This window comes from Morganella morganii, from assembly GCF_019242955.1.
GTDB classification, from domain to species: Bacteria; Pseudomonadota; Gammaproteobacteria; order Enterobacterales; family Enterobacteriaceae; genus Morganella; species Morganella sibonii.
In genome coordinates this window covers 2,232,624-2,258,472 of record NZ_CP066129.1, presented here as the reverse complement: position 1 = coordinate 2,258,472, position 25,849 = coordinate 2,232,624, and the positions used below count along the sequence as shown (strand labels likewise).

The following is a 25,849-nucleotide window of genomic DNA, read 5'->3' as shown; positions in this document are numbered from 1 at the left end:
AATGTTTAAGTTTATTCTTCGCCGTATACTCGAGGCGATCCCGACGCTTTTTGTGTTAATTACGATATCTTTCTTTATGATGCGTCTGGCTCCGGGCAGCCCATTTACCGGTGAGCGTAAATTGCCGCCGGAAGTGATGGCGAATATTGAAGCCAAATACCATCTTAATGATCCGATTCATGTTCAGTATTTTGATTATTTAGTTCAGTTATCAAAAGGGGACTTCGGGCCTTCCTTTAAATATAAAGATTACTCGGTTAATGACCTGGTGGCGTCTGCGTTTCCGGTCTCTGCAAAACTCGGGCTGGCAGCCTTTGTGCTGGCACTGATTGTGGGGGTCAGTGCCGGTGTGATAGCCGCACTGAATCAGAATACCAAATGGGACTATACCGTCATGGGCTTTGCCATGACCGGGGTGGTTATCCCCAGCTTTGTGGTGGCGCCGCTGCTGGTCCTTGTCTTTGCCATCCATCTGCACTGGCTGCCGGGCGGCGGCTGGAACGGCGGGCAGCTCAGCAATATCATTCTGCCGATGGTCGCGCTGTCACTGGCCTACATTGCCAGTATCTCGCGTATTATGCGCAGCTCGATGATTGAGGTGATGCACTCCAACTTTATCCGTACCGCGCGGGCCAAAGGATTGCCGATGCGTAAGATTGTCTGGCGGCATGCGCTGCGCCCGGCACTGTTACCGGTGGTTTCCTATATGGGACCGGCGTTTGTGGGGATTATCACGGGTTCGATGGTGATTGAGACGATTTTCGGTTTGCCGGGTGTGGGACAGTTATTTGTCAACGGCGCGCTGAACCGGGATTACTCCCTGGTACTGAGCCTGACCATCCTGGTCGGTGCACTGACCATCGCCTTTAACTGTATCGTTGACGTGCTGTATGCCGTTATCGATCCGAAAATCCGTTATTAGTCCCGGAGCACGCTATGTTACCGAATGAAAAAAACCGCGAAGCTCTGGAAAATTTTACGGAGCAGCTTGATGTCGAAGGACGCAGCCTGTGGGCGGATGCCCGCCGCCGCTTTATGCATAACAAAGCCGCGATCACCAGCCTGTGTCTGTTGTTTTTAATTACCCTGTTTGTCATTTTTATGCCTGTGCTGTCGGAGTTCGCCTATGACGATACCGACTGGGGCATGATGTCCGCGGCACCGGATATGGAGAGCGGCCACTATTTTGGTACCGATTCCTCCGGCCGTGACCTGCTGGTGCGTGTGGCTATCGGCGGCCGTATCTCGCTGATGGTGGGACTGGCGGCTGCGCTGGTGGCGGTACTGGTGGGCACACTGTATGGTGCGATGTCCGGCTATGTCGGCGGCAAAACCGACTCTGTTATGATGCGTGTGCTGGAAATCCTTAACTCCTTCCCGTTTATGTTCTTTGTTATCCTGCTGGTGACCTTCTTTGGCCAGAATATTTTTCTGATCTTTGTCGCTATCGGTATGGTTTCCTGGCTGGATATGGCGCGTATTGTGCGTGGCCAGACCCTGAGCCTGAAGAGCAAAGAATTTATTGAGGCGGCGAAAGTGTGTGGTGTGCCGACACGCAATATCATTCTGCGTCATATTGTCCCGAACGTGCTGGGTGTGGTGGTGGTTTACGCCTCACTGCTGGTGCCGAGTATGATCCTGTTTGAATCCTTCCTCAGCTTCCTCGGGCTGGGTACACAGGAGCCGTTAAGCAGTTGGGGCGCACTGCTCAATGATGGTGCTAACTCAATGGAGGTTTCGCCCTGGTTACTGATGTTCCCGGCAGCATTCCTGGTGGTAACTCTGTTTTGTTTCAACTTTATCGGTGACGGGCTGCGTGATGCCCTTGACCCGAAAGATCGCTGAGGAGGCCGCCAATGACTCAATTATTACAGGTTAACGACCTGAACGTGACATTCAAAACGCCGGACGGCGATGTCACTGCCGTGAACAAACTTAACTTTTCGCTGTCCGCAGGTGAGACACTCGGGATTGTCGGTGAATCCGGCTCCGGTAAGTCACAGACAGCGTTTGCACTGATGGGACTGCTGGCGCGCAATGGCGTGGTCAGCGGCTCTGCGGTGTTTAACGGGCGTGAAATTCTCAATCTGAAAGAGAAAGCACTGAACAAAATGCGGGCCGAAGAGATTTCCATGATCTTCCAGGATCCGATGACGTCGCTCAATCCGTACATGAAAGTCAGCAAACAGCTGACAGAAGTGCTGATGCTGCATAAAGGCCTGAGTGCGCATGATGCTTTTGAGGAATCCGTCCGGATGCTGGATGCGGTGAAAATGCCGGAAGCCCGTAAACGGATGAATATGTACCCGCATGAATTCTCCGGCGGAATGCGTCAGCGCGTGATGATTGCTATGGCGCTGCTGTGCAAACCGAAGCTGCTGATTGCCGATGAACCGACCACTGCGCTGGATGTGACGGTGCAGGCGCAAATCATGACGCTGCTGAATGAGCTGAAGAGCGAATTCAATACCGCAATTATTATGATCACCCATGACCTCGGTGTGGTGGCCGGTATCTGTGACAAGGTACTGGTGATGTATGCCGGGCGCACGATGGAATACGGTACTGCCCGCGATGTGTTTTATCATCCGTCGCATCCGTATTCTATCGGGTTGCTCAGAGCCGTTCCGCGTCTTGACGGACCGGAGGACAGTGAGCTTGCCACTATTCCGGGTAATCCGCCTAACCTGCTGCGTCTCCCTGCCGGGTGTCCGTTCCGTCCGCGCTGTCAGTATGCGACTGATGAATGTGTGCGGAATGAACCGCCGTTACAGGCATTTTCTCAGGGCCGTTTGCGTGCCTGCTTCAGAACTGCGGAGGAGTTGGCGTAATGACACATTCAGAACGTCCGGTTTTGCTGGAAATTGAAGATTTAAAAGTCCATTTTTCCATCAGAGATAATAAACAGTGGTTCTGGCAACCGGCCAAAAGCCTGAAAGCGGTGGATGGTGTGACTGTCCGCCTCTATGAGGGGGAAACGCTCGGGGTGGTCGGGGAATCCGGCTGCGGAAAATCCACCTTTGCGCGTGCCATTATCGGCCTGGTGAAATCCACCGCCGGGCGGGTAACCTGGCTGGGTAGAAACCTCAGCGGGATGAGCGAAAAAGACTGGCACAATGTCCGTAATGATATCCAGATGATTTTCCAGGACCCGCTGGCGTCACTCAATCCGCGTATGACTATCGGTGATATTATCGCGGAGCCGCTGCGGACATACTATCCGTCAATGAGCAAGACGGAAGTGGCAGACAAAGTTAAAGCCATGATGATGAAAGTCGGGCTGCTGCCGAACCTGGTGAACCGCTATCCGCATGAGTTTTCCGGCGGGCAGTGTCAGCGTATCGGGATCGCCCGCGCGCTGATCCTCGAACCGAAACTGGTTATCTGTGATGAACCGGTTTCAGCGCTGGATGTGTCTATCCAGGCTCAGGTGGTGAACCTGCTGAAAGAATTACAGCGGGAGATGGGGTTGTCCCTTATTTTTATCGCTCACGACCTGGCCGTGGTGAAACACATTTCTGACCGCGTGCTGGTGATGTATCTCGGTCATGCAGTGGAACTCGGCACCTATGATGAGGTGTATCACAACCCGCTGCATCCGTATACCAAAGCGCTGATGTCTGCGGTACCGGTCCCTGACCCGGATAAAGAGCAGAATAAAACGATTCAGCTGCTGGAAGGCGAACTGCCGTCGCCGATCAACCCGCCGTCCGGTTGTGTCTTCCGCACCCGCTGCCCGCTGGCGGACAGCGAATGCGCAAGAACCCGTCCGCTTCTGGAAGGTAGTTTCCGCCATGCGGTCTCCTGCCTGAAGGTTGATCCGCTGTAAATGCAGTCAATCTGTTAATCGTATTTTTACGACAAAGCGCCCGGTAAGGGCGCTTTTTTTTCATCATCACATCCTGGTTTTCCATCCCAGCCGCAAAATCTGAAGCAGCCCGTTTCCGGATATTGCAAACCGTCTGCCTGTTCCGTTATTTAAAAGCACACCGGTTTTCCGGTAAAGCGATAATACGATGTTGACGAACGTCAACACATAAACTACAGTAGGTGCAGGAAATGAAAAAACACCCGGATAAACATATTCAGTCTGCGATTGAATATGCGTTGTTGCAGGGATGGATGTGGATTGCTCCGGGGAATTCCTCTCATGCATTTTGCCGGTTACGGTGCGGGTCACCGTATGATGAACACCGGCAGCATCAGATGAGTGTCTGGTCAACGCCGCGGAATCCGGAAAACCATGCAAAGCAAATCAGACGAAAAGTGGATGCCTGTCAGTGAAAACAGGCAGAAGGAAAGGGGAAAACGATGGCACTGTATAATTTTACACTGACGCTGTCCGGAGTGACGGCGGATACAAAAAATCTGGAAGATGCCTTGTTTGAAAGCGGCTGTGATGATGCCTTACTCTGTTTTTACGGTAAATCAGTCTATCTTGAGTTTGACCGTGAAGCGCCGTCACTGGATTACGCTATCCGTACTGCTGTGGAGGATGCGGAATCAGCCGGTGTGAATGCGCGGGTGGAATCAGTGGATTCAGCGGTTGTCGGCCTGAGTGATATTGCAGAACTGACCGGCATGTCGCGTCAGGCAATCGCCTTACTTAAGGATGGCACCCGTGGTCCGGGAACCTTTCCGGGACCGGTGCAGCGGTTGCGCGGACAATCCCCGCTGTGGGACTGGGCGGCCGTTGCGGCCTGGCTGACAGCACAGGGGCGGCTGGATACGTACTCTGAGCTGGCAGAAAATGCAAAAGTGATCAGTAAATGGAATGTGGCATTGCGGGCAGGAGCCGCAGAAGATCCTGCCGAAATTGAGGTTATTACACGATCACTGATTGCAAGACGGGAAAAATGCCGCTGCTGACAGACTGACCGGCAGGGAATTTATTCCCGCCAGCGGACTGCGTACTCCGGTGAACCGGTAAAATGACGGGAAATCAGTACTCTGGCAAAAATCTGGTCGATGTCTGCATTCTCATCGGGTGCCAGGCCGATAACCACTTCGGCACATGCCGGATTTTGTGCCAGAAACGGTGCGAATTCTGACCAGTCATTACCGGCCGGAACAATTTCGGCGCCGCCGATCTCTTCAAACTGAAGGTTGAACAGCAGAACGTCTGCCGGGTCAAGGTTATCCATTGCCTGCTCCAGAAACAGGTCATAGGCCATTTCAATGGTTTCCTGTTCGCTGAGGAGGCGGGGCTGAGAGGTACTCATAAGTCAGATTATATTCCGGTGATCCCCCGCCGTGTTATACCGGCGGGGATGATAAAGGGAGCAGTTTATCACAGCAGCGGACTGAAGAAATAACATAACCGCTCGAGTATCCGGTTTGTCAGCGGGCGTTTTTCCCATTCGGTGTAATCGAGGCGGGTAGCGCGCGAAATATAGTCATTCTGGACAATATTCAGGTCACCGGCAAAACTTTCATCGTCGATAACGGCGGTAATTTCAAAGTTCAGCCACAGGCTGCGCATATCCAGGTTTACGGAGCCGACCATACTGAGCTGGTCATCCACGAGAACACTTTTCGTGTGCAGCAGGCCATCTTCGAACAGATAAATTTCCACACCGGCTTCCAGCAGTTCGGTATAAAACGCACGGCTTGCCCAGCGGACGAGGAACGAGTCATTGAGACGCGGCATCACAATGGCGACACGTACGCCCCGCATGGCAGCGGTACAGATAGCGTGCATCAGGTCATCACTCGGTACAAAATACGGTGTGGTGAAGGTCAGACGCTCCTGTGCGGCGAAAATGGCCGTCATCAGAGATTGCTGAATTAGTTCTTCGGGAAACCGGGCCGGAGGCGACAATATTCACAGTATGGCCGCTGTCTTTTTCAAACGGCATTTCAATATCATCAGGCGGAGGCGGTAACCGGCGTTCGCCGCGTTCCATTTCCCAGTCAAGTGCATAGATAATGCCGAACAGAGTGGTCACAGGGCCTTCCATACGGACAAGAATATCAACCCACTCACCGACACCGGCATCCTGCTTAAAGTAACGCGGATCGACCATATTCATACTGCCGGTGTATGAAATATAGTTATCGATGGTGATAATTTTCCGGTGCTGGCGCAAATCCATCCGGCGCAGAGCAAAACGCAGAACATTCACCGGCAGAGCTTCGACAAACTCGATCCCGGCGTCCCGCATCATTTTCGGATAATCATGGCGGAAGAAGTGCCAGCTGCCGGCGGAATCAACCATAATCCGGCATTTTACGCCCCGTTTTGCGGCGGCGAGCAGGGCATTGGTGACATTGTCCACGTCACCGCCGGGTTTCCAGATGTAAAACACCATATCAATGCTGTGTTTTGCATTATCGATATCTTTTACAATCTGGCGTAATGAATCTTCACAGGTGGTAAACAGCTGTATCTGGTTACCTTTTACCCCCGGTATACCCTGACGATGTTCGATCAGCTGAAACAGCGGGGCAGCCTGAGTACTGTTTTCGGTGGCAAAAATATGTTTTGACCGGCGCAGATTTTCAACCCAGCCGGAAACAGACGGCCACATTCCTTTTGCCTGTTCAACGCGGCGGCGGCCGAGATGCAGCTCACCAAAGGCGAGATAAGCGATTATCCCGATAAAGGGCAGGATATAAATGATCAGTAACCAGGTCATGGTCGATGTCACCGGGCGGCGTTTATACATCACGCGGACAGAGATACCGGCCACCAGCAGCCAGTAGAAAAGAATACTCAGCCAATATAACAGCGTATAAAAGGTCGACATAGGTATTATCTTTCCCTAAAAATAAGGTTCGCAGACAAGACAGGCACAGAATCTGATTGATACTCCACCGGAAAATGTATCAGAAAGCTTTCTGTAATGCTGCTATATTTGTGATTTAAGTCAGTTTAACCCCTTTTTTCCGGCAATGTTTGCGGATATTGCGGGAAAGCGGTTGGTTATTGTGTCAGGCAGTTTATAATAATCGCCCTTATTATTAGCTTATTTTTTTCACACAGTCTAAAAAGGGTTTAGTTATGAGACACAGCAGACCGGAAGTTGCACGTTGGCGTATGTTACGGCAGGCAACCCGTCGTCGTCGTCGCTGGCTGGAAAGTCAGTCACGGCGGAATATCCGGATTTTCGCCCTGCGTAAGCTGGATATCGCGAGACAGCGCCGTTCGCTGTTGTTTGCTCAGACCGGATTAAGCCACTAAGAGTGACCATCAGCACGATAAGTGACAATGGTTGCATCTTTCTTATTGAAACTGATTGCTATTTGCATTTACACTAGTGACCATTGTCATTATTAGTTGCTTATAAGATTGTATTGATATGTCTATTTTTCGCTGGGTCAGCTGGCCGATTCTCATTTCACTTTGTCTGCACGCTTCTGTGGCTGCGGCGATTTACTACAACATAAATAAGGAAGCTGAGGATGAGCCGAAAGTACTGATGGTGGAGATGGCGGCTTTTGCGCCTGCACCGGCAGCTGCTGTGGCTGAACCTCAGCCGGAACCTGAACCGGAGCCCGAGCCTGAACCAGAGCCGGAGCCTGAACCGGTAGTGAAGCCGGTTATTGAAAAACCGGTGGAAAAGAAACCGGTTGAGAAAAAACCAAAACCAAAACCGAAAAAAGAGAAAAAAATTGAGAAACCTGCCGTAAAACCGGCAGAAACCAAAGCACCGGTATCCGATAAGCCTCTGTTCAGTGGTACGCCGGATGGTCAGCAGAACGAGAAAAAAGCCCCCGCAGGTCCCGTGGGAAATGTGGCTTCTGCCGGACAAAGTGATATTGGCGGTGGTGATCCGAAAGCGTTAAGCCGTGCTGATCCGGTTTATCCGGCACGGGCACGCAGCCTGGGTAAAGAAGGGAAGGTACGGGTCAGATTTGATGTTGATACCGATGGTCGTATTGAGAATATCGATATTATCGAAGCATCACCGAAAAATATGTTTGAACGTGAAGTCCGTAACGCAATGCGTAAATGGCGTTACGAGAAAAAACCTAAGAAAGGTATGACGACAACCATTATTTTCCGGATCGACGGCAAGACCACCATTCAGTGATCTGATAAAAAAGAAAACCCGGTACCTGAAAGATGCCGGGTTTTTTGTTTCAGCTTTATTTTGCCGGGAAAATATCGCTGCGTAAATTTATCAGGTTATCCGGTACAACATGTATAACCCCTTCACCCGGAATATCAATTTCTGCAATCATAAACAATGCCATGGTTGTCAGCAGCGGCAGGATTAAAATCATAATATTATTGCCGCGTAACCCGCGGATATTATACCCGATCAGCACATTGGCACTGACCGCAAATAAAATCAGTAATACCCAGGCAGCTCCCGGAATCTGATAACGCCAGCTGGCCATGGTTTTCTCTTCGGAAACATAGAGATCACTGAAAGCGGTCAGCACAGAGGCAATCACCGGATTTGGTGTGGTGCGGGCTTGAGATGCAGCGAGTTCCCAGAGAGAAGACTGTGCATCGAGGGAGATATCCCGCCATTTTTCATTTTTTGCCTGCGATCCGCCGTTAAAGAAATCGATACGGGCATCAATATACGTGCCAAGCAGGGTATTGGCACGCAGTGTATTTTCCGGAGACAGTAATTGTGCCCGCTGGAATGCATTACCGATGGCAATAGCTTCGTTTTCTTCCATTTGTTCGCGGTTATTATAGCCGCCGATAGAAATCGTCAGTAAAAAGCCGATTAATAAACCCAGCAGAGATAATACGGCGCCGAGAACAATTTTGGTTTCATCATCCGCTAATTCAGTTTTTCCGTGGCGTTTTCTGAACAGGTATTTTCCGGCATAAGCCGAACCGACAGATAAAATAAAAATAACAACAAACAAAATAACGGAATCAGAGACTAAAGCATTAAACAGCGCAGCCATACAGAGACCCTTTAACAGAAAAACTCAGCAGAAAGCTGAGATACAGGTGGAATAAAGCCGGCCTGAAAAGGCCGGCCGGATACAAAACCGTTATATCATCCGCTGACGGGAAATGCGGTCCTTTCTGATTATTTCAGCAGTCTGACTCTGACAGCCTTACCTTTGATTTTACCCTGCTGAAGCAGTTTGCGTGCCTGCTGTGCAATACCCTGACGTACCGCGACATAAGCATGCATCGGGTGGATCACGATTTTGCCGATATCTTCGCCGTTCAGCCCCATATCACCGGTCATCGCGCCGAGAATATCCCCCGGACGGATTTTGGCTTTTTTGCCGCCGTCGATACACAATGTTGCCATTGCCGCATCCAGCGGAGTGATCCGCAGACCGGCCGGGATCGGCTGCCAGTTCAGTTTCATATGCAGCATTTCTTCCAGTGCATTCGCACGGACGGCTTCTTCCGGTGCGCACAGACTGATTGCCAGCCCGCTTTCACCGGCACGGGCAGTACGGCCGATGCGGTGGATATGCACTTCCGGGTCCCATGCCAGTTCGTAGTTGATCACCAGCTCCAGCGCTTTGATATCCAGCCCGCGGGAGGCCACATCCGTGGCGACAAGCACACGGCTGCTGCCGTTGGCAAAGCGGATTAAGGTCTGATCGCGTTCGCGCTGCTCCATATCACCGTGCAGCACCAGAACACTCTGTCCGCTGCTTTCAAGGGCTTCAAATACATCCTGACAATCTTTTTTGGTGTTACAGAACACCACGCAGGAGGCCGGCTGTTCACGGCTCAGTAATTTTTGTAACAGCTCAGTTTTGCCGCGGCGCGACACTTCATAAAATTGCTGTTCAACGGCAGGCAGTTCATCCGTGCTGTCGGTTTCGATAGTTTGCGGGTCGCGCTGAAAACGGCGGCTGACAGCGGCGATTTCATCCGGCCAGGTGGCGGAAAACAGCAGTGTCTGACGTTCTTCCGGTGTCCGGGAGAGAATGTCGGCGATATCGTCAGAGAATCCCATATCCAGCATACGATCCGCTTCATCCAGCACCAGTGTGCGGACAGCATCAAGGTGCAGGGTATCTTTGTTCAGATGGTCAATCAGACGGCCGGGAGTAGCCACAATGATGTGCGGCGGGTGGATCAGGGAATCGCGCTGGGCACCGAACGGTACGCCGCCGCATAAAGTCAGAATTTTGACATTCGGCAGATAACGGGCCAGACGGCGTAACTCACCGGCGACCTGGTCCGCGAGTTCACGGGTCGGACACAGAACCAGTGCCTGAGTCATAAATTGTCCGGCATCGATATGCTGTAACAGCCCCAGACCGAATGCAGCCGTTTTCCCGCTGCCGGTTCTGGCCTGCGCACGGACATCTTTCCCCGCCAGAATAGCCGGTAATGCGGCGGCCTGAACGGGCGTCATGGTCAGATAACCCAGTTCATTCAGGTTGGTAATTTGTTCTGCGGGAAGTGCATTAAGTTCAGCAAATGAGGTCACGATGAAAATTCCGGATTAAATATTAAGAGAGATTTCCGGCAATGATACTATTACCGGGCGCCGGTGTCGCGGGGAACCTGCGCTTTATCCCGGCAGACAAAACGGCCACTCAGAAGAGTGGCCGGTATGAAAGGTGTTATTTTAAATCACTGTTACTGCTGTCTAACTGAAAATGACGTTTTCCGTCAGGCAGCGGGCGGGGACGGTTTTCCGCATCCACCGCAACATAACTGAAGACAGCTTCTGTTGCGCGGTAACGGTCACCGATAGGGTCAGTGGCGACTTTTTTCACCCAGACCTCGACTTTTACCGTCATGGATGAATTACCGGTTTTCAGGCAGCGCGCATAACAGCAGACCACATCACCGACAGCCACAGAGCGCAGGAAGGTAATGCCGTCGACGCGGACTGTCACCACGCGTCCGAGTGCTATCTCTTTGGCCAGAATAGCGCCGCCGATATCCATCTGCGACATCAGCCAGCCGCCGAAGATATCCCCGTTGGCATTGGTGTCTGTCGGCATGGTTAAGGTGCGCAGCACCAGTTCCCCGTTGGGTAAACATTGTTGTTGAGTCATGAGAAACACTTACATCCGTTTAACGAAAAAGGATACCGGCGGAAACAAACCGATATCCGGTTGATTTTATTATTTTTCTTCTTCCCGTGGCAGATGACGGTAAATATATACCACACTGGCAACGGTAAATACCAGTGTTACAGCGGTCAGACCAAAGACTTTGAAGTTCATCCAGGTATCCATCGATAACCAGAAGGCGACATACACATTCACCGCCGCACAGACGATAAAGAAGAGTGCCCAGGCCAGATTCAGACGCTGCCAGACCTGTGGCGGGAGCGTCAGCTCTTTGCCCAGCATCTTCTGAATCAGCGGCTTACCGAAGATAAACTGACCGCCCAGTAAAACGAGGGCAAACAACGCATAAATAATCGTCACTTTCCATTTGATAAACTGCGGATCATGGAACACGATGGTCAGTGTGCCGAAGACAGCCACAATCACAAAGGTGATAACGGCAGATTTCTCCAGATGTTTATACATGAACCAGCGCACAGCCAGCGCCACCGCTGAGGCGGCGATTAAGGCACCGGAGGCGTAATAGATATCCACGGTTTTATATATGGCAAAAAAGATAACCAGCGGGATAAAGTCGAGTAGTTGCTTCATAATTGAGTCTGTCCGAAATTTAAATTTATTTTAAGCACGTGGCATCCAGTCGCTTATTTTTAAAGAAAAAAAATATATTACAATTGATTTTGCAATATTTTACCATAAGACGCGGTCTGACTATCTTCTTTATCCGCGTTCGGTTATAAATCAGTTTAACTATTAGCAGTAAAATTAAATTGTACATCTTAATACGATATTTTTATAAGGGGCGATAATGCAGTCGAGCCGACTTTTGCGCTGGATGCCGGGACTTTCTGTTTTTCTGCACTATGAACGAAAAAATCTGCGCTTTGATATCCGTGCGGGGCTTTCTGTCGCGGCCGTGGCATTACCGGTGGCTATCGCTTACACGGGGCTGATGGGCATTAATGCGATTGTCGGCCTCTATGCCTGTATCCTGCCGATGATGACGTATGCACTGTTCGGCTCTTCCCGGCAACTGATTGTCGGGCCGGATGCGGCGACCTGTGCGGTGATTGCGGCAGCAATTATCCCGCTGGCAAAAGGCGATCCCGACACGCTGTGGCAACTGGCGATCATCATGACACTGATGACCGGTGTCTGGTGTCTCATTGCCGGGCATTTTAAACTCGCCGCATTTGCGGATTTTTTATCACAGCCGATTTTGCAGGGGCTGCTCAACGGTGTGGCGGTGACGATTATTGTCGGGCAGATAGGAAATGTGCTCGGGCTGGATGAACTGCCGTCCCAGCTGATTGAGTGTCTGGTGGCGCTGCCTGACCATATGCACCTTCTGCATATGCCGACCCTGATCCTCTCCGGTGCCAGTCTGGCGGCGCTGATTTTATTGCGGGCCGTCCGCCGTAACTGGCCGGGACCGCTGATTGTGATGACAATTGCCACACTGATCAGTGCGAAACTGGATTTTGCCTCTATGGGGATTGCGGTAGTCGGTAATCTCGGTAACGGACTGCCGCATATTAAAATGCCGTCGTTTGATCCCGGCCTGCTGCGTGAACTGGTGATCCCGTCTCTGAACCTTGCGGTGATCAGTATTGTCAGCTTTATGATGACGGTACGCAGTTTTGCCGAGAAAAACGGCTATACCATCGATGTGGATCAGGAGTTGCGGGCACAGGGCTACATCAACATTGCTTCCGGATTATCCCAGGGTTTTGCGGTCAGTGCCGCAACCAGCCGTACTGCGGTCAACGATGCCTCCGGCGGTAAAACACAGATGGTGTCCCTGATCGCTGCCGGATTGATCGCGCTGGTGCTGTTTTTCCTGACCGGGTTCCTCGGACATATCCCGCTGGCAACGCTCGGAGTGGTACTAATTTATTCTTCCTGGTCGATGTTCAGCATCCGTCAGATTTTCTCTTTCCGTAAGCGGAATAAATCAGCATTCACACTGGCACTGTTTACTCTCGTCGCGGTGCTGGTGGTGGGGCTGATCAACGGTATCGGTTTTGCGGTTCTGCTGGGACTGGTGCAGTTCCTGCGCACGGTTTTCCGTCCGACAGATCAGTTGCTGGGTGTGGATGAGCAGGGGATGATTCATTCTATCAATAACAGTAACGTCGATATCAATCAGGTCGACGGATTAGTGATGTACCGCTTTAACTCGCCGCTGACCTATTTCAACGTTGCTTATTTTAAAAAGCGGGTGTTACAGGTGGTGAATACCGCACCAAAACGTCCCGGCTGGATCGCGGTGGATGCAACGGTCAGCTTTATCAATAACGACATGAGTGTGTTCAGTACACTGAATGAGCTGGTGACAGAGCTGAAAATCAAAGGTGTCACACTGATCCTGGCCGGACGGCGCACCGAACTGACGCGTTGGGTGTCCGAAAACAAAATCAAACGTAATGATGATGATTTGATTATTGTGCCGGATCTTTATTTCGCCATCCGGCTGATTCAGAGTAAACAGCAGGGCCGCATCAAAGCGATAGAAGAGGCGATGGAGCAGGCTGAGGAGGGAGCGGAAAAACCGCTCACCACCTGATTTCAGCAATAAACCCGCCTTGCGGGCTGCGGCGGAACTGTATGGTCATGTGATGCAGTTCCGCAATCCGTTTAACGATAGATAACCCCAGGCCGCTGCCGGTTTTTTCCTGTCCCGGCGGCCGGTAAAAACGCTCTCCCAGCCGGGCCAGTGTCTCATCACTGACGCCCGGCCCGTCATCCTCAATCACTAACTGCTTCGCTGTCAGTATCAGCTGAACAGTGCCGCCTGTTTTGCCGTAGCGGACAGCATTGTGCAGCAGATTACGCAGCATTACGGTCAGCAGCAGTTGTTCGCCGCGGACGGATAATTCCGGTGGGGAAATATCAGTGATCACACTGACCTGATGTTCCGCAGCCTCTGCCGCGGTCTGAGCAACAGCGTCTCCGATAATAACTGACCAGCGCTGCTCTGTGTTTTCTGCCGGATGTGATTGTGATTCCAGCCGCGAGAGAGTCAGCAATTGATCCACCAGGCGGGTGGCACGGTCAATGCCGGTGATCAGATTTGCGGTGACGTGTTCCCGTGTGGCGGGGTCATCTCCGGCTATCTGCATCACTTCAGACTGAACTTTGAGTGCAGCCAGCGGGCTGCGCAGTTCATGCGCTGCATCAGAGGTAAAGCGGCTCTCCCGCTCCCGCAGGTCGCGGATACGCAGAAATAATCCGTTCAGTGCATCCAGCATCGGACTGACCTCTTTCGGCAGTACCGGCGGGGTCAGCGGTGTGAGTTCTGCCGGGCTGCGGCGTTGTAACTGTCGCGCCAGCAGGCGCAGCGGGGTCAGTGCGCGGGTCAGCAGCCACAAAAACAACAACAGCATCAGCGGCAGTGCCACCAGCCACGGAACGGCCTGCGCGGTAATAATGGTCAGCCCCATATCTTCACGGTATTCCCATTCCTGGCCGACCACGATGATATAGCGGCCATCAGCAGAGGGCAGCTGTACAAAGCGCCACTGGTCGTTGTCATCTGTCAGTGTCCCGTCACGAAAACCGTTTTTCCTGTCAGAAAACGGAATTTTCCGGCCGTTTTCGCCGTCATCCAGTACCCGTTCGCCCTGCGGGGTAAAAATAGCAAAAGCGAGCGCATCATCATCCTGCTTTCCCCGGTTGCCGGAGAGCATCTTTTTCGTTTTCTGAATAGCGGATGACGGAAATGCCAGTCCGGAAGGCAGGACTGACAGGCGTTTGGCAAAGGCAATTTGTTGTGTATCGAATAATTCATTGATGGATTTTGTGGTCTGCATCCAGGCAAACACACTGGCGATACCCCATGTCAGCAGGGTAAGCAGCAACAGTAGCCCGCCAAGCCGCAGGCGCAGACTATACGTTTTCATCATTTTTCCCCGCGACATACCCGACGCCATGAATGGTTTTGATAAACCCGCGTCCCAGTTTACGGCGCAGATGATGAATATGCACCTCAACGGCATTACTGGAAACATCCTCATCCCAGTTATACAGTTTCTCTTCAATCATTGCGCGGGACAGCACTTTCTGAGGATTACGAAGAAACAGCGCCAGCAGCGCCAGTTCTTTGCCTTTCAGTGATACCGGTACACCGCCGCAGGTGACAGTCATGGCTACCGGATCCATCTCCACGTCGCCGAGCACCAGTTTTTCAGAAACCTGTCCGTAGCGGCGGCGGATCAGCGCCTGTAGCCGTGCGGCAACTTCCGCCAGTGCAAACGGTTTGCACAGATAATCATCCGCGCCCTGCTGCAAACCACTGACCCGCTGTTCAAGGGCATCGCGGGCGGTCAGGATTAGTACCGGTTCGTCGCGCCCCTCTGCCCGCCACTGCTTCAGTATGTCGATCCCGTCAATACCGGGCAGGGAGAGATCAAGGATCACCGCATCATAAGGGGCAGAATAGAGTGCCTGCTGACCGGTTTGTCCGTCGGTAAACCAGTCCGGGGTAAAACCGAGCCTGCTCAGGCCGATTTTCAGCCCGTCGCCAATCAGCCGGTCATCTTCAATTAATAAAATTCGCATTATATTTGTCCGTTATGGTACCTCTGTGTATGGCTCCAGGACTGAAAGCCATTGTTCAGGTATCGGGTTACTATCTGTATCGTAGTATATATCCGGAATGCTGTTGTATACCGTTATTCATTCAAACTGCAGATCCACCGGTGGTGTCCATCCCGCCGGGCTCCGTCTGCTTTACTCCTGCCGTCTGCCTGTATCCTGAGTGAGGTTGGGTATAAAGGCTTAAACACGTTTATGATATGTATAAATATACCCGGAAGGTGAAGAAACAGAAATGTATATCTGAAATATTAATGAAATATATATCGTTAAACTATCTTATTTATTTTATGGAATACTATAGAATGCACTTTCCATATCGGCACTGATTAGTATTGCCACCTGAGTAATATCAGCTTGTTTGAATTTCCCATATAAATCTTACTCGTTTTCAAACCCTGTTTATAAACACGTTAAATGACACGTCAATAATAGACGGTTTTTTAATATTAAAACCGTCAGTTGCTAATGATCATACTCATTATAAGATGGAAAAGGCATGCTCAGGGAGCAAAAGCAACCTGTTTTTTATATTGATGTCAGTCGGAATAAGTCATTGTGCCAGGTAAATATACTTATTTAGGGAGGCCAATGAATTTTATCTATCACATTGATTTTATTTAATTATTTTAATTACTTGGTAAATTATCTTTATGTTATAAAAAGAATTATTTATTTTTATTAAATGAAAATAGTCTCACGGGTACTACTATATGTGCATTTTATAATACATTTTTAGAGTTATTAACTGGTTGTTGATTTGTTTTTGGTTTTTTATTTAAATAAACGTAGTGTTGGTTACTTGATATGTAGTAAATATCACTTTATACTCTACCAAATCAAAATGCTTTAGTAATAAATCATAACGTTAAGATTGTTTGCACCGGGTTGAAATCCCGGGTTTTATGCAATAAAAAATATTCTTATTTTGTTTCGTTAAAAAGTATTTTTAATATTATTTTCGTTGTTTTAAATAATATCTTATTGCTGTACAAAACATCTGCCAGCTATTGAAGGGAAATATTGTTACTCTAAAATTGCGGTGGGTAATCAGAAAGCCTAATGTGGCGACCGTTATATACTTTGGAAAACATATGAAACTGAAAAAATTAGCTATTTTAACCACTGCAAGTCTGTTTGCATTTGTGTCTGCTCAGTCTTTAGCACAGCAAAATGCGACAGTCACTTTTACAGGGGCGATTGCTAATGCTACCTGTGATGTTAGTGCATCTCAAAAAAATATTGACCTTGGTACTCATGCAGCAAAATCAGTAACAGACATTGCTGTACCTCTGGCAACTAAAAACTTTAATTTAACATTGAATAACTGCAGTGATGCATCAACTGATCCGTTAGGTGTTCCGTTAGTTGTTGTAACTGCAGGCAATAGCTTAGCAGGGCACTCAGATTTATTTGCGGATACAAATGCTACCCAGATTGGTGTTAAATTATCTGCAACTGACGGTGATGACCAGAAAGTAGTATTAAAAACGAACGACAGAACCTCTCTTGATAAAATTAAATTCACAGGTAAAGGTGACTACAATCTGCCAGTGGATGCGGCATTATTCGCAACTGTGGCCGGCGTAGCACTGAAGCCTCAGATGCTGAATGTGCCTGTTACATTTAGTGTTGCATATAACTGATTTATAAGTCATTAACAACTATCAGGAGCAGGTAACAAAGGTTTTTTGTTACCTGTTCTTTTAGGGGATTATATGATTTTTTTTTAAAAAAATTATAATTGCCGGATTTGTTTTATTTTCATCATCTGCATTTTCAGGTGTCGGGTTAAACCAGACACGAATTATTATTGATGGTAATGAAAACAGTGCATCGGTCGTAGCGAGAAATACTGATGATTCACCTTATTTGGTTGCGAACTATATTACAGAATTAGTGAATGCTAAACCGGTAGGTAATGATTTTTTTATTATCACCCCTCAGGTTTTTAAACTTGATGCCAATTCATTAAATACAATAAAAGTTCAGGCTATACCCGGGATGTTTCCTTCTGATCGTGAATCAATGTATTATTTCCACTCCCGAAATGTTCCGGCAACTAACGGGCAGTCAGGGGTGAAAGTAGGTCTGGAAAATATTATTAAAGTCTTTTACCGGCCGGCTGGTTTAACGATGACCTCGAAAGACGCATATGCCGAACTGGATATAAAATCTGATATTAATGGTATTAAGGTGATCAATGGTTCACCTTACTTTATCAACTTGCAAAAAATAAAAATAAATAATGATGCGATAAAATTAAATTCTGACAGCAGTATTATTGCACCTTATTCTGAAGCAAATTATATGACAGCGAACAAATCAGGTCAGGCAACATGGGTTGTCATTAATGAACTTGGTGGTACAGATGAATACTCAAAGAATTTTTAATATTTTCTTTCTGTTGCTGATTGTTTCTCTGCATCCTGTGGCAGGCTATTCTGCAGGTGGAAGTCATGTTGTATTTAAAACAAGAGTCGTTGTCGGAACCTGTGAATTTGATGAAAGTAATGATTTTAATAAAAATGTTAATCTGACAAAGATAAATTACCTTATGGTCAGCGATGTTGAAAAAACAGAAATCAAAAAACCAATTATTACTGAAACATTTACCTATACGGTAAAATGTAAGAACTTTCCGTCAGGAAGTCTGAAAGACATAAAGATTCAGATGTTACCTGCAAATAATACTGACGCTGAAAATGGTATTTATTTTAGTCATAATGATGAAACGCAGACTGGTTTTATCCTGAAAGCATGTGACAGTAATAATAAAAACTGTCAGAACAGTGATGCTAATAATGGTGTTGCTGTATTTCAAAGCGACTCAGATGATGTAATTGCTATTAACTATCATGTCAGTCTGGTGAAACGAAAATCAGGTGTTTCTCCTGGAATATCAACAGCATCTGTCAGCCTTATTTATCTCCAGGATTAAATCATGAAGATCAGAATAAAACAAAAATTATATGTAATGCTATTGGCTGCTTTATCCTGTGTTTCATCTTCACAGGGAAGCAGTAGTATAACTTATAATTTTTCTGTTTTATTTCTGGCTAAAACCTGTGATGTTTCGGTGGAAAATGAGATTGCAATTGAAAATTTACCGGGGACTGGCATTGTGACTAATAGTTCTATTATAAATGATACTGCAACAGCAGATGTAAAATTAAGTCTGAAAAATTGTACGTCTCCTGATATTACAGGCTCTAAAGTCTATATTTCACAAGGTAATACACTTACCGGAACAATGGATTTTTTCAATGATAATCCGGCAGGTATTATAGGGTTACAATTGACTGATGGTAATTTTGTTTTCAGTAAAACAGCAACCGCACTGCCGGAAGATAAATCTGTTGTCTGGCGGAATATTGCATCTGTCGCAGAAACTAAAACAATAAAAGCCCGCCTGCGATGTAAGACCGCCGGGTGCAAGCCACAGGAAGGTAATTTTTCAGCATCAGTAACATTTAATTATTATATTGATTAATAAAGGAAATTAAATGAAAGTACATACCGCCTTATTCGCCTGTTTTGTCAGCTTACTTATGGTAAGTCAGGGCGTATTCGCCGGTGTGTCTCTGGACAGAACCCGGATCATTTTCAATGAATCGGATAAAAATCAGACGATCAGTGTAATGAATGACAGTGATAATTTGTATCTTGTTCAGAATACTATTCTTACCGATTATACAGATGAGCACAGTGAATCCGTCCGGCAGTTTGTCACGATCCCCCCATTAGCCCGTCTGGAAAAACAATCGAATAATGCTATCAGGATTTTACCTAAAAATTTAAGTTCACAACCGGCAGACAGGGAATCACTCTTTTTTTTCGTGGTTAATTTTATTCCGGAAGGAAAGCGGGCAGAGTCGGGTGACAAAGAAATTGCGATAAATTTTAATATTGCAACAAAGATGATAATTAAAGTTTTTTACCGGCCTGACACTATTTCCGGTGATGTGGATGATTTTGCCGGTGCACTGATATTTCAGATGTCAGGAAAACAATTAGTGATAAAAAATCCGTCAGGATATTATTATACGCTGGAGTTTCTCAGTCTGGACGGGCAACGTTACCAGGCAGAACGCGCGCCGATGATTGCGCCTTTTTCATCTCTTGAACTGCCAGTTTCAACGAATGCGGATAAAGCACAATGGCGGGTAATTAATGATTTCGGAGGTTCCTCTGAACTATTTACTGCTGAAATTAAGATATAACAATATGAAAAATAACCAGATAAAAAAATCATTTGTTTTTTTTACTCTATTAATATTGCTGACTGCCTTTATTCATCCGGGCTATGCATCCACAGGGTTTAAGTTTCCTTTAAAACGTTATGTCTATCCTGAAAGTAACAAAAACGGAATCAGCATTACTTTGTCGAACAATACAGATATTCCTTATCTGATAGAATCATGGGTGGCTTCAGCTGATAATAAAACATACTTACCGGTTAATAACATCCCGGATGATAAAGTGCCGTTTATTATTTTACCTCCTTTGAAGCAAATTAATGCTCACACTGAATTCAGCTGGAGCATACGTCGTACCGGTGTTATTGTTAACGGAGAACCGTTACCGGATGATCGTGAGTCATTATTTTGGATTGGTATGAAAGCGATTCCGTCAGAGAGTAAAGACAAAAATAATGGTGTTTTTTTTAAAGTATCCCCTGAGTTTTATTTCAAATTACTTTACCGGCCAAAATCAATTGAGCATGTCAGGCTGCAGGATGCCGAAGATTCATTGGTTATTACACGCATCGGTAACCAGCTATCTGTTAACAATCCTTCACCATTATTTATAACGTTTGATCAGCTTCTTGTCGGTACGACTGAACTGAAGAATGGGGATGCACTGATAACAATAAAACCATTCTCAGTACGGATGATTGATTTACCTGAAAGCCAAAAAAATAAAGTTATTACCTGGCGGATTAGTGATGAAAATTTATTTGAGCTTACTACACATACTGTTAAATAAGACAGAGTTAATTGGGTGATACAGTTCAGGACATAGCAAAATGGAAATAATAAAAATACGTCAAATAAAGACTAACCTATTGTTTTGTTGTGTAGTATCAGTATTCCCTGCACATTCTGCAACTGAGACTTATTTTGATCCAAATCTTCTGATGAATGGTACAGGAATTGACAGTTCACAGATTAATCTGGAGCAATATGAGAAAGGAAACCCTATTTCTCAGGGTACTTATAATATGATGGTTTCTGTCAACAGCCAGACTGTCGGGGAACGTGATGTCAACTTTGCCGCTGACAACGGACAAAAAATCGTTCCTGAATTTACTGTTGATGAATTTTATGCGCTGGGTGTTAATACCAGTGCGATTCCTGCATTTAAAAATATTCCGCCGGATCAAAAAATCACAAACCTGGCTGAATATATCCCGGATGCTTTTGTTTCTTTTGATTTAAAAAACCTGACAGTCAATGTGTCTGTCCCTCAGATAGCTATGCGGTCCACCAGTTTTGATATATTAGAAACGGACCTGTTAGATGAGGGTATTAATGCGCTGACATTAAATTATTTTATGAATTATGGCAAAACAACACAGTCAGGTAATTCAGTGGCAGGCTCAGGCGGTAATGATACCTTTTTTACAAACGTAAATGCCGGTGTTAATTTCGGTGCCTGGCGGGTCAGAACGAATTATGCTTATAACTACTCACGTGGTGAATCCGGAAACTCATCATCATCAGACTTCTCAGGTACACATATCTATCGCGCCATTTTAAACCTGAAATCAACATTTAAAGCAGGGCAGATAACGACCGGGAGTGAAATATTTGAAAGTATTCCGATGAAAGGGCTTACTCTCGCATCCAATGAGCAGATGGAACCGGGAAACCGGCGTGGATTCGCCCCGGTAGTTACCGGAACAGCTAATACTAATGCAACAGTTACTGTCAGACAAAACGGAATGGTTGTTTACCAGACATTTGTCCCGCCCGGACAGTTCCGCCTTGATGATATTCCTTCCGGCGGTACAGCGGGGGATATGGAAGTTACTATTGAGGAAGATAACGGATCAAAACGGGTATTTACACAGGCATATTCGTCTTTGCCGGTAATGCTGCGTCCCGGTACTTACCGCTATGAGATAAGCGCGGGTGAGTATGATGGTCATCTGACGGAAGGCTCCCGCCGGCAGCGTTTTTTTCTCGGTACACTCAGTTACGGATTACCTGAAAATGTTACCCTGTACGGGGGAACACTGCTGGCACAGGATTATCAGTCTGCGTCTGCCGGTATTGGCCTTTCATTAGGTATGGCAGGAGCATTATCTGTTGATGGTATACATGCAAGAACCACAATTGCAGATAACGATTACAGCGGAGAGTCTTACCGGGTACGCTATTCAAAAAGTATGTTATCAACCGGTACATCGTTTGATTTAACGGCGATGCGTTACAGCACTAAAGACTATTATAGTTTTTCTGATTTTAATAACTCAGGGTATATGCTGAAAAGTGATCTTGCTCCCTGGCTGACAGGCAGAGCACGTTATAGTTTTCAGACATCAATTACCCAATCTTTGAAAGAATACGGAACAATCAGCCTGAGAGCGACCAAAAATACATATTGGAACGAACAGGACTCTAATACTAATTTATCTGTATCATATAATACCAATATTAAGGGTATTAACTATGACCTGAGTTATAACATAGACCGTATAAAAACAGATAATAATGGCTGGCCGGAAAATCGCTGGGTTGCACTAAATGTTAACATACCGTTTAGTATATTTTCTAACAACGCAACTGTCAGGAATATGTCTGCCAGTTATAGTTTTATGCGGGACAATAATAATAAAACAACGCAACAGCTGGGTGTGACCGACAGCGCTTTTGATAATAAATTATCTTACGGAATATACCAAAATCTGAACAGTGATGGTAATCAGTACAGCGCCGGCACAAATGCATCTTACAATGGTGATATTGTAAATATAGCAGGAGGGTACAGCTATTCTGAAGATTCTCAGAGCCTGTCCGTTAATATGTCCGGCGGGCTTGTTGCACACGGTGACGGAGTGACCTTATCACGTACTCTCGGGAACACCGTCGCTGTTATCAGTGCGGATGGCGCAGAGTCAGCACAGCTTAACGGTAATTCATCATTTGACCGGTTTGGTAATACTGTGGTGCCTTATCTTAATGGTTTTAATGCTAATCAGATAAATGTTAATGTTGATACACTGCCTGAAAATGTCACGTTCAAAGAAACAGCAATGACAATTTATCCGACAGACGGCGCTGTTGTTAAACGTAAATTTAATACTAAAATTGGTTATCAGGTGTTGCTGGCACTGTCTCCGGCAGGAAAACAGCCGCCATTTGGCGCTATTGCACGGTTAAATAAGACGGATGATGATATCAATACCGGAATTGTGGGAAACCATTCTCAGCTATATATGAACGGATTACCAGCTTCAGGCGAAATATTTATCAGATGGGGGACGGGAGATCAACAATGTACTGTCCGTTTTAACAGAATAGATAAAATCGAAACCTCAGAACAGATACCAATCAGGATGCTGGATATTCCATGTGTATAAATAAATGGTGTGGTTTATTTTGTCATTCTCATATTACCGGGAGGGGAAATGATATTTAAACAATATATTTATAAGATATTAATAGGTGTGGGAGGGATTTTGTTATTATCCCCTTCCTTTGCTATTAATTATATTCCATCGGGGGCGTCAGGATATCTTGGGTATTATCCGGTAAATAGCGTTAAGATAGCTATAAATGATAAGGGTGTTAGTTCTATTGTGCCTTATTATAATTCGATGGGGGTCAGCTCTATTATGGGGCGATGTTCGACATTTGCAAATATTAATTCTGAACAAGCTGGTGCTATCGAATCTGTGCCATATCAATCTGATGTATATGGGTTTAAGTTTTATAACAGTAGTAAGCCTGATAGTAGTGATTATATTTTAGCAGCGCCTGATGCTCTGTTTGACACGCGCTATCTTTCCTGGCACAGTGGCGGGCAAACTATTTATGGAACTGCTGTTTTCAGAAATTCAAAACTATCAGGTTCAGTCCCGGATAATACTTATCTTTCAGGACCACTGTGTATAAATACCTATTATCCTGAACTGCAGGGAAGAAGTTCAATGACTATTACAGGGTTGCATCTTTATGCGGTAGGAAATATTGAGCCGGGAAAATATTTTATGAAAAAAAGTATATACGGTATAGGACATGGTGCTACACGGCAGGGACCCTGCAAAAGATAGTTCAGAAAAGATAAATTTTTCATCTTCAGATGCGATTGAAGTATTACAGACATGCGATATTACACCAACGACCTCAACAAACATTATGTTTTCTAATCAACTAACGAAAACATACCCGACTGCAACTCTGCTTGAAAGTTCACCGGCAGGAATTATCTTTAATTGTAATCAAAATGGAGTAAGCGGTATTTTTCTGCGTCCGAGAAATCCGCTGGTAACAACATCGAATACCGGAATGTCATTGACGCCGGGTAAATCAACGACCACAATTTCACCTTATATCGTGACATCACGGGATACAACAGCGAGAAACAATGCGCTATGTAACGATAATGCAGCCGGAGCATTAAAATATTTCAATAAAAACGATCTTAATGCGGTGACGATGAATACTCAAAATCTGCTGACGTATTACTTTAATCTGTGTGCTAAGGGTGAAATTAAGGCGGATATTTATACCGGCAGTATGGATGTTCAGATAATGGTACAATAATTTTTATTTTTATGAGTACACAGACCTGGTGATTTTTTCTGGTGATTGTTATCAGTTTTATGTAAACCGGAAATTTAATGGAAAATGGACTATCTTTAAGATCCTGTTAAGAATTTAATGATTAACTATATCCCATGAAGCAACATTGCTTCCTTATACAGGAGATAAATGATGAAAAAATTACCTGCATTCGCATTACTTGCTACTTTACTGGCTGGGTCAGCCGGTTCCGTTTTTGCAGCAAACGGCGGTTTTGAAGGTCCCGGTTCGGCGACGGCGGCAACGACGGTCACAACAGGACAAAATGGCGGCTTCAGCGGCCCTGACGCCCGTAAAATGACCGTTGCGGATGCACTGAAATTATCTGATGATGCGCCGGTTATGCTGCGCGGTACGATTGTCCGCCAGCTGGATAACAAACATTATGAATTTAAAGATAACACCGGCACTATCCGTGCTGAAATTTCCCCGAAACGCTGGAACGGACTGAAAGTTACACCTCAGGATGAAATTGAGGTCGAAGGGGAAATCGATAAAGAATGGAATAAAACCGAACTGGATGTGAAAGCCGTGCGCAAAGTACAGTAATGACCACAGCAAACACACCGGATAATCAGGCCATATTATTGGCCTGATTTTTTACCAATCCGGGCGGTTTTATAAATTTTGCGGAGATAATGAACAGACGCGTCGCATTCCTGTGTGTTGATTTCAAACCCGGATGTTTCTGCCGTCACTGTCTGATATTCGCGGAACAGTTCACACATCAGAAATAACGCCCGCCAGTTATTTTCCGGATCTGCATCAGAATAGGTATCGAGAACGGCCTGCATTTCATCTGTGGTCAGGTAACGGGATAAATATTTTCCGTTTTTTCCGGTGGACAGATTAAACCCGCAGGTACAACCAATTTTCCAGTCCAGCATCTGCATAAAAACCGGGCGTATAACATCTTCTGTCATTGCTTTGGCGCAGGTTATTTCATGTCTTGCCAGACCTTTGGCCACATTTGTGGCACACCACCAGAATTCATTGGCGGTTTCGGCAAATAAACGGGCATCGGGTGGTGTGATAAAATAACTGCTTTCATCTGCCGGGGCTGTGTCAGCAAAGAGACCGTCTTTATCTGCGAGAGGAATGGTCAGGCTGTCGTGTCTGTAATCTGAGGCGAAATGCGTCAGCGGAAACAGTGTCAGGTCTATCCGGTGACCATCCTCATATATCATCAGCAGGGTATACGCCGCACGGGGCGGCATACCTTCATTGCCCAAAAGCATGTCATCAGGGCATTGCTGTAATACCGGAATACCGAAAAAGGATTTCCGCAGGGCGGGAAACTTTGCAGCCTCAATATTGTGTACAAAAAAGACAATATCGAAGTCCTGATATTTATCGGCAGCAACCTGTTTATTTGCCCGTGACCCGTTCAGAATAGCCGCGCGGATATTATCATCAGCACGGACATAATCCTGAATTGCCCGGTAAATATCATTATCGGTGCGCATATG

27 protein-coding genes and 1 pseudogene are annotated in these 25,849 nt (G+C 46.7%); 19 read left to right on the top strand and 9 right to left on the bottom strand.

Translation table 11 applies throughout. The features are described from left to right. Window position 1: 1 nt before the first annotated feature. The 6 genes from oppB (at window position 2) to JC793_RS10420 (ending at window position 4,869) form a co-directional block, all read left to right on the top strand. On the top strand, window positions 2-922 hold the full coding sequence (gene oppB / locus JC793_RS10445) for an oligopeptide ABC transporter permease OppB (RefSeq protein ID WP_107680240.1): 921 nt from the start codon (window positions 2-4) through the stop codon (window positions 920-922). Between the two features lie 14 nt (window positions 923-936). Continuing rightward, entirely contained in the window at window positions 937-1,845 is a 909-nt protein-coding gene (oppC, locus tag JC793_RS10440) for an oligopeptide ABC transporter permease OppC (RefSeq protein ID WP_046893457.1), read from the top strand. 11 nt (window positions 1,846-1,856) lie between these two features. Then, complete coding sequence (locus JC793_RS10435) at window positions 1,857-2,831, top strand: ABC transporter ATP-binding protein (protein ID WP_112549576.1); 975 nt, start codon at window positions 1,857-1,859, stop codon at window positions 2,829-2,831. Beyond that, window positions 2,831-3,829: a murein tripeptide/oligopeptide ABC transporter ATP binding protein OppF gene (gene oppF / locus JC793_RS10430; RefSeq protein ID WP_218426153.1), complete on the top strand. Its 999-nt coding sequence runs from the start codon at window positions 2,831-2,833 to the stop codon at window positions 3,827-3,829. The genes JC793_RS10435 and oppF overlap by 1 nt, the downstream gene beginning before the upstream one ends. Before the next feature lie 230 nt (window positions 3,830-4,059). Beyond that, a complete protein-coding gene (locus tag JC793_RS10425; RefSeq protein WP_046893454.1) occupies window positions 4,060-4,284 on the top strand; it encodes a hypothetical protein in 225 nt (74 codons plus the stop codon). Window positions 4,285-4,311: 27 nt separating this feature from the next. Beyond that, entirely contained in the window at window positions 4,312-4,869 is a 558-nt protein-coding gene (locus tag JC793_RS10420; RefSeq protein ID WP_218426152.1) for a helix-turn-helix transcriptional regulator, read from the top strand. Window positions 4,870-4,889: 20 nt separating this feature from the next. Here JC793_RS10420 and JC793_RS10415 read toward each other — a convergent pair whose 3' ends face one another. Both JC793_RS10415 and cls read right to left on the bottom strand, forming a co-directional pair. Beyond that, window positions 4,890-5,222 (bottom strand): HI1450 family dsDNA-mimic protein, encoded by a 333-nt coding sequence (locus JC793_RS10415; protein WP_046893452.1) that lies wholly within the window; start codon window positions 5,220-5,222, stop codon window positions 4,890-4,892. 68 nt (window positions 5,223-5,290) lie between these two features. After that, a pseudogene (cls, locus tag JC793_RS10410) lies at window positions 5,291-6,749 on the bottom strand (cardiolipin synthase). 254 nt (window positions 6,750-7,003) lie between these two features. Between cls and JC793_RS10405 the strand changes: the two are divergent. Continuing rightward, complete coding sequence (locus JC793_RS10405) at window positions 7,004-7,183, top strand: YciY family protein (RefSeq protein WP_046893450.1); 180 nt, start codon at window positions 7,004-7,006, stop codon at window positions 7,181-7,183. 118 nt (window positions 7,184-7,301) lie between these two features. Then, window positions 7,302-8,036 (top strand): TonB family protein, encoded by a 735-nt coding sequence (locus JC793_RS10400; protein ID WP_166707940.1) that lies wholly within the window; start codon window positions 7,302-7,304, stop codon window positions 8,034-8,036. 55 nt (window positions 8,037-8,091) lie between these two features. Here JC793_RS10400 and JC793_RS10395 read toward each other — a convergent pair whose 3' ends face one another. The 4 genes from JC793_RS10395 to JC793_RS10380 form a co-directional block, all read right to left on the bottom strand. Further along, window positions 8,092-8,874 (bottom strand): bestrophin-like domain, encoded by a 783-nt coding sequence (locus tag JC793_RS10395; protein WP_166707939.1) that lies wholly within the window; start codon window positions 8,872-8,874, stop codon window positions 8,092-8,094. A 128-nt stretch (window positions 8,875-9,002) separates the two neighbouring features. Then, window positions 9,003-10,376 (bottom strand): ATP-dependent RNA helicase DbpA, encoded by a 1,374-nt coding sequence (gene dbpA, locus JC793_RS10390; RefSeq protein ID WP_046893447.1) that lies wholly within the window; start codon window positions 10,374-10,376, stop codon window positions 9,003-9,005. 136 nt (window positions 10,377-10,512) lie between these two features. Then, window positions 10,513-10,953 (bottom strand): acyl-CoA thioester hydrolase YciA, encoded by a 441-nt coding sequence (yciA, locus tag JC793_RS10385; protein ID WP_046893446.1) that lies wholly within the window; start codon window positions 10,951-10,953, stop codon window positions 10,513-10,515. A gap of 69 nt (window positions 10,954-11,022) precedes the next feature. After that, window positions 11,023-11,562: a septation protein A gene (locus JC793_RS10380; protein ID WP_046893445.1), complete on the bottom strand. Its 540-nt coding sequence runs from the start codon at window positions 11,560-11,562 to the stop codon at window positions 11,023-11,025. 217 nt (window positions 11,563-11,779) lie between these two features. Here JC793_RS10380 and JC793_RS10375 point away from each other — a divergent pair, with 217 nt between their 5' ends. Continuing rightward, entirely contained in the window at window positions 11,780-13,537 is a 1,758-nt protein-coding gene (locus JC793_RS10375; RefSeq protein WP_247717230.1) for a SulP family inorganic anion transporter, read from the top strand. Here the strand turns inward: JC793_RS10375 and qseC are convergent. Beyond that, a complete protein-coding gene (gene qseC, locus JC793_RS10370) occupies window positions 13,527-14,873 on the bottom strand; it encodes a quorum sensing histidine kinase QseC (RefSeq protein ID WP_218428403.1) in 1,347 nt (448 codons plus the stop codon). The two genes, JC793_RS10375 and qseC, sit on opposite strands and share 11 nt — an antisense overlap. After that, entirely contained in the window at window positions 14,860-15,531 is a 672-nt protein-coding gene (gene qseB / locus JC793_RS10365; RefSeq protein ID WP_218426151.1) for a quorum sensing response regulator transcription factor QseB, read from the bottom strand. The genes qseC and qseB overlap by 14 nt, the downstream gene beginning before the upstream one ends. 1,130 nt (window positions 15,532-16,661) lie before the next feature. Here qseB and JC793_RS10360 point away from each other — a divergent pair. The 10 genes from JC793_RS10360 (at window position 16,662) to JC793_RS10315 (ending at window position 24,929) form a co-directional block, all read left to right on the top strand. After that, complete coding sequence (locus JC793_RS10360) at window positions 16,662-17,213, top strand: fimbrial protein (protein WP_182105475.1); 552 nt, start codon at window positions 16,662-16,664, stop codon at window positions 17,211-17,213. 91 nt (window positions 17,214-17,304) lie between these two features. Next, a complete protein-coding gene (locus JC793_RS10355) occupies window positions 17,305-17,961 on the top strand; it encodes a fimbrial biogenesis chaperone (protein ID WP_348772312.1) in 657 nt (218 codons plus the stop codon). Further along, window positions 17,939-18,508: a hypothetical protein gene (locus JC793_RS10350; RefSeq protein ID WP_218426149.1), complete on the top strand. Its 570-nt coding sequence runs from the start codon at window positions 17,939-17,941 to the stop codon at window positions 18,506-18,508. The genes JC793_RS10355 and JC793_RS10350 overlap by 23 nt, the downstream gene beginning before the upstream one ends. A gap of 3 nt (window positions 18,509-18,511) precedes the next feature. Further along, entirely contained in the window at window positions 18,512-19,060 is a 549-nt protein-coding gene (locus JC793_RS10345; RefSeq protein ID WP_218426148.1) for a fimbrial protein, read from the top strand. Between the two features lie 13 nt (window positions 19,061-19,073). Further along, window positions 19,074-19,790 (top strand): fimbrial biogenesis chaperone, encoded by a 717-nt coding sequence (locus JC793_RS10340; RefSeq protein ID WP_218426147.1) that lies wholly within the window; start codon window positions 19,074-19,076, stop codon window positions 19,788-19,790. 4 nt (window positions 19,791-19,794) lie between these two features. Beyond that, on the top strand, window positions 19,795-20,556 hold the full coding sequence (locus JC793_RS10335) for a fimbrial biogenesis chaperone (RefSeq protein ID WP_218426146.1): 762 nt from the start codon (window positions 19,795-19,797) through the stop codon (window positions 20,554-20,556). A gap of 40 nt (window positions 20,557-20,596) precedes the next feature. Further along, window positions 20,597-23,155, top strand: coding sequence for a fimbria/pilus outer membrane usher protein (locus JC793_RS10330; RefSeq protein ID WP_218426145.1), 2,559 nt, complete (start codon window positions 20,597-20,599; stop codon window positions 23,153-23,155). A gap of 48 nt (window positions 23,156-23,203) precedes the next feature. Continuing rightward, on the top strand, window positions 23,204-23,848 hold the full coding sequence (locus JC793_RS10325; protein WP_218426144.1) for a hypothetical protein: 645 nt from the start codon (window positions 23,204-23,206) through the stop codon (window positions 23,846-23,848). Beyond that, window positions 23,814-24,341, top strand: a complete 528-nt coding sequence (locus tag JC793_RS10320; RefSeq protein ID WP_218426143.1) for a hypothetical protein — start codon at window positions 23,814-23,816, stop codon at window positions 24,339-24,341. Before JC793_RS10325 ends, JC793_RS10320 begins: the two co-directional genes overlap by 35 nt. Before the next feature lie 168 nt (window positions 24,342-24,509). Continuing rightward, complete coding sequence (locus JC793_RS10315; RefSeq protein WP_348772300.1) at window positions 24,510-24,929, top strand: YgiW/YdeI family stress tolerance OB fold protein; 420 nt, start codon at window positions 24,510-24,512, stop codon at window positions 24,927-24,929. Window positions 24,930-24,964: 35 nt separating this feature from the next. Here the strand turns inward: JC793_RS10315 and JC793_RS10310 are convergent, their stop codons facing one another. After that, window positions 24,965-25,846: an aminoglycoside 6-adenylyltransferase gene (locus JC793_RS10310; RefSeq protein WP_218426142.1), complete on the bottom strand. Its 882-nt coding sequence runs from the start codon at window positions 25,844-25,846 to the stop codon at window positions 24,965-24,967. Window positions 25,847-25,849: the final 3 nt, after the last annotated feature.